The sequence below is a fragment of the Flavobacterium sp. genome (assembly GCF_044371705.1).
Taxonomy (GTDB): domain Bacteria; phylum Bacteroidota; class Bacteroidia; order Flavobacteriales; family Flavobacteriaceae; genus Flavobacterium.
In genome coordinates this window covers 1-6,370 of the sequence record NZ_JBILTE010000147.1, presented here as the reverse complement: position 1 = coordinate 6,370, position 6,370 = coordinate 1, and the positions used below count along the sequence as shown (strand labels likewise).

The 6,370-nt window shown below is 36.3% G+C and carries 6 protein-coding genes and 1 pseudogene; 5 read left to right on the top strand and 2 right to left on the bottom strand.

Going from position 1 to position 6,370, the window contains the following annotated elements; all coding sequences use genetic code 11:
• Positions 1-177: pseudogene (locus ACIQ2S_RS10085) on the top strand (hydroxyacid dehydrogenase); the annotation flags it as partial.
• Between the two features lie 154 nt (positions 178-331).
• Positions 332-655: a TM2 domain-containing protein gene (locus ACIQ2S_RS10080; RefSeq protein WP_396175569.1), complete on the top strand. Its 324-nt coding sequence runs from the start codon at positions 332-334 to the stop codon at positions 653-655.
• A 71-nt stretch (positions 656-726) separates the two neighbouring features.
• On the opposite strand, the gene ACIQ2S_RS10075 is transcribed toward ACIQ2S_RS10080, so the two are convergent.
• Positions 727-2,523 carry a GNAT family N-acyltransferase gene (locus ACIQ2S_RS10075; protein ID WP_396175567.1) on the bottom strand — a complete coding sequence of 599 codons (1,797 nt, stop codon included), beginning with the start codon at positions 2,521-2,523 and terminating at the stop codon, positions 727-729.
• A 177-nt stretch (positions 2,524-2,700) separates the two neighbouring features.
• On the opposite strand from ACIQ2S_RS10075, the gene ACIQ2S_RS10070 reads away from it, so the two are divergent.
• From ACIQ2S_RS10070 to ACIQ2S_RS10060, 3 genes are all read left to right on the top strand, one after another.
• A complete protein-coding gene (locus ACIQ2S_RS10070; protein WP_396175565.1) occupies positions 2,701-3,462 on the top strand; it encodes an exodeoxyribonuclease III in 762 nt (253 codons plus the stop codon).
• Between the two features lie 41 nt (positions 3,463-3,503).
• Positions 3,504-4,469, top strand: coding sequence for an OmpA family protein (locus ACIQ2S_RS10065; protein WP_396175563.1), 966 nt, complete (start codon positions 3,504-3,506; stop codon positions 4,467-4,469).
• Positions 4,470-4,559: 90 nt separating this feature from the next.
• Positions 4,560-5,594 (top strand): aldo/keto reductase, encoded by a 1,035-nt coding sequence (locus tag ACIQ2S_RS10060; RefSeq protein ID WP_396175561.1) that lies wholly within the window; start codon positions 4,560-4,562, stop codon positions 5,592-5,594.
• A 41-nt stretch (positions 5,595-5,635) separates the two neighbouring features.
• On the opposite strand, the gene ACIQ2S_RS10055 is transcribed toward ACIQ2S_RS10060, so the two are convergent.
• A partial coding sequence (locus ACIQ2S_RS10055; protein WP_396175559.1) for a T9SS type A sorting domain-containing protein occupies positions 5,636-6,370 on the bottom strand: 735 nt, incomplete at its 5' end.

Here is a 6,370-nt window from a genome sequence, read left to right as displayed (position 1 = left end):
GAATATGAAAAATTATCATTTGAAACCTTATTTGAAGGCGAACGACCCGAAGCATTGAGTTATTTATTGCAAGCAGAAAATGTACTTTTATCACCACATATCGCGGGTTGGACGTATGAAAGTCACCAAAAATTAGCTCAAGTGATAGTAGATAAAATCAGAGCTATATATAAGTAAACTCCGTAATTTTCGCAGGTTCATTTACCTGATGATTTTATTTCAATAGTAATTATATTTTAAATTTAAATCGAACTTTGGGAACCAAATGACCGAGCATTTCAATAATTTCTTTATTTTTATAACCAATTATTAATCAAAACTATAACTATTAATGGAAACATCACAACCAAAAGAAGATTGGAATTCTCCTCTGCCGCAGAGTTCACCACAAGATAATAAAAAGATTGCAGCAGGGATTTTAGCAATATTATTAGGTTCATTAGGTGTACACAAATTTTTCCTTGGCTACACGACTGAAGGAATTATCCTTTTAGGAATGACCATTTTAGGTTTAGCAACAACATGTATTTTTATAGGTGTCTTTATTCTGTGGATTCCGGGACTTATCGGTTTAATCGAAGGAATTATTTACTTAACTAAATCTGACGAAGAATTCTATCAAACGTATCAGGTTAACAAAAGAGGTTGGTTTTAAAACTTGTAAGTTTGCTTGCAATGAACGTTTAACTGTCGTGCTGAAACAAGTTCAGCACGACAAAAAATAAACTATCCTTTATCCTTGCGTTCCAACTCCGCTTGAAACTCTTCCATCACAGGTTTTACGGTACTTTCAGGTAAATCGGCAATGCGAATATACATCAAACCGTCCACCGCATTGTTAAACAGCGGGTCGACATTGAATGCCACAACTCGTGCATTTTGTTTAATGTATTTTTTAATCAAAACAGGCAAACGTAAATTTCCCGGTTCTACTTCATCAATAATTTTATCAAACTTATTTAAATCGGCTTCCGTTTCATTAAACACGAAATCTTTGTCGGCATCTTTCAGTTTGACTTTGTATTCTTTTTTCGGGTGAATGTATTGGGCCACATAGGGGTCATAGTAATGCGATTTCATGAATTCAATCATCAGCGATTTTGAAAAATCAGAAAACTGATTGCTAATACTTACGCCACCAATTAAATATTTATGTTCGGGATAACGCAAAGTAGTATGTACAATTCCTTTCCAAAGTAAAAACAAAGGCATTGGTTTTTGCTGGTACTCTTTGGTAATAAAGGCACGACCCATTTCGATGGAACTGTGCATCATGTCATATAACTCCGGTTCGAAACGGAATAATTCATGCAAATAAAATCCATCGATACCGTATTTGGTGTAGATGTGTGAGCCTAATCCCATCCGATAGGCTCCGGCAATTAATTGTGTATCATCATCCCACAAAAACATGTGGTGGTAATATTTGTCGTATTGGTCTAAATCGAGCGATTCATTGGTTCCTTCCCCTACGTGCCTGAATGTAATTTCACGCAAACGACCAATTTCATGCAGAATATTCGGAATCTTATCAGCCGTTACCAAATAAACATGGTAGTTTTTACTTTGTAACAAGCGGTAATCCCCTTCTTTCAACATGTCCATTTCTTCCAGAATCTTGTCGTGATTGGCGGGCTTGGCAATTTCTTTCGGACTTTTCGGTATTTTAAATGAGGGTGTATTTAGCAATAATTTATTTCCTTTATAAAAAGCATTGGCCAACATATAGGTTTTTTTACGCAAAAACTCGCTATAGGATTCGATGTTTTCGTATTCATTTTGTTCCGCAACCGAAATAGGTTTACCTATGCGGACTTTAATAATTCTGTTTTTTTGGGTAAGTAATTCTGAAGGTAGTTTAGCCGTTCGGAATGTGTCGCTTATTTTCGACAAAAAGTAAAACAATCGGCTATTCTTAGCGTGAAAATAAATAGGAACAACAGGCACTTGTGCTTTTCGAATGACTTTTATCGCTCCTATTTCCCATGGCTTATCTACTACTAAAACACCGTCTTTATAAGTGGAAACTTCACCGGCAGGAAACATTCCCAAGGGTTTTCCATCGCTTAAATGGCGAAGTGTTTCTTTGATTCCCAACACACTTGACTTGGCATCTTTATGTGTTTCAAACGGATTCACCGGCATGATGTATGGCTTCATTGGCTCGATGCGGTGAAGTAAAAAATTGGCAATTATTTTAAAATCAGGTTCCCGTTCCAGCATCAGTTTTAATAACAAAATACCGTCAATTCCGCCCAAGGGATGATTGGAAACAGTGATGTAAGGCCCTTCTTTTGGTAGTCGTTTTAAATCCTCTTCAGGGATTTCAAATTTTATTTGAAATTCATCTAAAATAGCATTTAAAAAAGGAAGTTCCGATAAATGTTTGTTGCGATTGTAAATGTTGTTCAGCGTAGAAATTTTCAACACTTTCATCAATAGCCATCCAATAAACGTTCCGATGAAACCATATTTATCGACGTGAATTGCTTTGGCTACTTCTTTAGCGGTTACTAACCCCATTTTTCTGATTGATTTTTATTTTTAAGAGCAAGAAACAAATATAGTAATTCTATTGAATGTTTTTCTAAAAAACCTTGAATTGCAAACTACTTGTTAAACATTTATTATAATTCATTAAAGCGGTTTTGATACTCAGTGTTTTTGCCTATTTTTGAAAAACTTTAGTAACATTTATTCATGCGTATTATTTCATACAATGTCAATGGTATTCGAGCGGCAATAACTAAAGGTTTCCTTGAATGGTTGCAGCAAGCCAATCCTGATATTATCTGTTTACAGGAAATTAAAGCAACTGAGGATCAGATCCCTGCGCAAGACATTACACAATCCGGCTATCCGTATCAGTACTATTTTCCGGCTGAAAAAAAGGGATATAGTGGTGTAGCCATTCTTTCGAAAATTGAGCCTAAAAAAATAGTGTACGGCACCGGAATTGCTTCCATGGACTATGAAGGCAGAAATTTGAGAGCTGATTTTGATACTTTTTCAGTGATGAGCTTGTATTTGCCATCGGGAACCAATATTGACCGACTGGATCATAAGTTCAAATACATGGACGATTTTCAAGAGTATGTCAACCGCATAAAAATTGAGCTTCCGAATTTGATTATTTGTGGTGATTATAACATTTGTCACGAAGCGATTGATATTCATGACCCAATTAGAAATGCTACTGTTTCCGGATTTTTACCAGTGGAACGTGCGTGGTTGGACCGATTTATGAAGAACGGATTCATAGACAGTTTCCGTCATTTTAACAAAGAACCACACAATTACAGTTGGTGGAGTTACCGAGCCAATGCAAGAAATAACAATAAAGGATGGCGGATCGATTATCATTTGGTGAGCGAGCCCATGCGAGATCGGTTGAAACGAGCGTTGATTTTGCCGGAAGCCAAACATTCCGATCATTGCCCGATTTTGGTGGAAATTGAGTAATAATAACAATAACAAAATAATAAACCCTCAAATACTTAAACATGTTCAAAAGAATTTCGTTACTCTCATTAACCCTACTATTTGCCTCTTCGTGTGTGTCAAAAAAGATTTACAATGAACTAGAAGGTAAGTATGCCGATTTGAAAAAAGAGCACAATCAATTAACGGATGAAAATCAGCAATTGACGCAGGCAAAAACCCAGTTGGAGAATGATTTAAAAACCAATCAGGATGAGTTAGCCCGAATTAAATCGGAGCGTGATCAATTGCAAAATGAATTAGCTTCTGTCAAATTAAAATTAAAAACGCTTCAAGATTCCTATGCAGCATTGGAAAAAAATTCGAATGATGCTCTGGAATCGAATATGAAGAAAAACAGAGAATTATTGGCTCAATTGAATGCAAAAGAAAATGCATTAGCAGCGGAACAAGCACGATTAAACAAAATGCAAGCAGATTTAAAAGACCGTTCACAACGTGTGAATGATTTAGAAAGCATGATTGCAGCGAAAGAAGCCAGCATGCAACAATTAAAAGAAACTTTGTCAAAGGCTTTGAACAGTTTTGAAGGCAAAGGATTATCTGTTTATCAAAAAAACGGAAAAGTATATGTATCGATGGAAAACAAATTGTTGTTTCAAACCGGCAGTTGGTCAGTTGGAACCGAAGGTAAAAAAGCCATTGTGGAAGTAGGCAAAGTATTGGCACAAAATCCCGAAATTTCTGTTTTAATTGAAGGTCATACCGACAATGATAAAATTTTAGGTTCTATCGGTGGCGGCATTGAAAGCAACTGGGATTTGTCTACCAAAAGAGCTACAGCGATTGTAAATATTTTGGCCGAAAATAAAGGCGTAAATAAAGAAAATCTAACAGCAGCCGGAAGAGGAGAATTTGCTCCAATTGCTTCCAATGAAACAGCTGAAGGAAAAGCTAAAAACAGAAGAATTGAAATTATCTTGACTCCAAAATTGGATGAAATTTCTAAAATGTTAAATGATTTGTAGATAGGTTCTAAGGTTCTGAGGCACTGAGGTTCTAAGGTTTATCCTTCTGTTGCTTAGTACCTCAGTACATTAGTACCTCAGTACCTCAAAATGAAATACACTACACTACCAAATACTTCCCTAAAAATCAGTACAATCTGTCTAGGCACGATGACTTTCGGCAATCAAAATACCGAAGCAGAAGCCCATTCACAATTGGATTATGCCATCGAAAGAGGAATTAATTTTATTGATACTGCCGAAATGTATCCGATTGGCGGAAATGCTCAAATTTTTGGCAGTACTGAACGCCATATTGGATCATGGATTAAAAAATCAGGCAAACGCGATGCGATTGTTTTAGCAACTAAAATTGCAGGACCTAATCGTGGGATGGAGTATATACGCAATCCACTTGATTTTTCAAAGAAAAGTATCACCGAAGCAGTTGAATTGAGTTTAAAAAACCTTCAAACGGATACCATCGATTTGTATCAAATGCATTGGCCGGAACGGGTGATGAATATGTTTGGAAAAAGAGGAGTGCAACAAATTGATGAAAAGTGGACCGATTCTGTTTGTGATGTTTTGACCACTTTTGAGGGTTTAATCAAAGAAGGAAAAATAAAACACATTGGTGTTTCTAATGAAAATCCGTTTGGTGTGATGCGTTTTTTGCAAGAAAGCGAACGCCATAATTTACCGCGAATCGTAAGTATTCAAAATCCTTATTCGCTATTAAACAGGTTGTTTGAAGTGGGTTTGTCTGAAATGTGTATAAGAGAAAATGTAGGTTTAATGGCCTATTCACCCTTAGGTTTTGGCTTTTTGACCGGGAAATATTTATCCGGTTTTCCTGAAAAGTCGCGATTAAAAACTTTTCCAAATTTTATTCGCTACAGCAATGAAAACTGTTTTAAAGCAACCCGATTGTATAAAGATTTGGCTGAATCGAATGGAATGAAACTTTCACAAATGGCTTTAGCTTTTGTGAATCAACAAAGTTTGGTTATGTCAACAATTATTGGTGCCACAAGCCTAGAACAATTGAAAGAAAACATAAATGCGTTTGATACGATTTTATCTCCCGAAGTTTTGATGGAAATTGAGAAAATTCAAGAAATGATTCCAAATCCGGCACCTTAAGAAAAAGGGATTTCAAATTTGAAATCCCTTTTTAATTTAAATTATTGAATAACCAGTTTCGATTTAAACGAATAGCCATTTCCATCTTCGGCAACTAATAAATGGAGTCCTTCATTAAAACGGGAAGTATTTATTGTTAGTATTTCAAATGATTGTCCTTCTTGATTTAAAACCATTTTTCCCGAAGCGTCATATATTTTTATACTCAGTTCGCGATTTTGTTTGTTTTCGATTGTAAAATAATCCTTTGCAGGGTTTGGATAGATGGAAACCCCAATTTCTTCCATATCATTTACACCTAAAGTTGTGTCTATGATTTTTGAAATGACACCATTACTGAGTCCGGCCACATATAATTCGCCATTCTGATCGCGACCAAATGTAGAAATATTTCCGGTAAAAGCATTAGACCACGTAATCGCACCGCCCGTGTTAGAAATGTAGCCGATTTTACTACTACAATAATCCGAAAAAACATATTTCCCCTGCAGATTCGGATAGGTTGCCCCGCGATAAACATAACCGCCGGTGATGGAACAACCACCAGACGCTGCATGTGTATAATCCGTTACCGGGAAGGTATAATTGGTAATGATACTGCATCCTGCTGTATTGAATGGGGAATTTCCTTCGTAACAACGCCATCCATAATTCAAACCAGCCGCTGTCGATGGAGCTTTATTAATTTCTTCTATGGCATTCTGACCCACATCGGCAATCCATAAATCACCTGTTTGCGAATCGAATGAGAATTTCCAAGGGTTTCGCATACCTAC

Coding starts and splice junctions, on each gene's coding strand:
- ACIQ2S_RS10065 (WP_396175563.1), top strand. CDS start 3,504: ATGTTCAAAAGAATTTCGTTACTCTCATTAACCCTACTATTTGCCTCT.
- ACIQ2S_RS10075 (WP_396175567.1), bottom strand. CDS start 2,523: ATGGGGTTAGTAACCGCTAAAGAAGTAGCCAAAGCAATTCACGTCGAT.
- ACIQ2S_RS10070 (WP_396175565.1), top strand. CDS start 2,701: ATGCGTATTATTTCATACAATGTCAATGGTATTCGAGCGGCAATAACT.
- ACIQ2S_RS10060 (WP_396175561.1), top strand. CDS start 4,560: ATGAAATACACTACACTACCAAATACTTCCCTAAAAATCAGTACAATC.
- ACIQ2S_RS10080 (WP_396175569.1), top strand. CDS start 332: ATGGAAACATCACAACCAAAAGAAGATTGGAATTCTCCTCTGCCGCAG.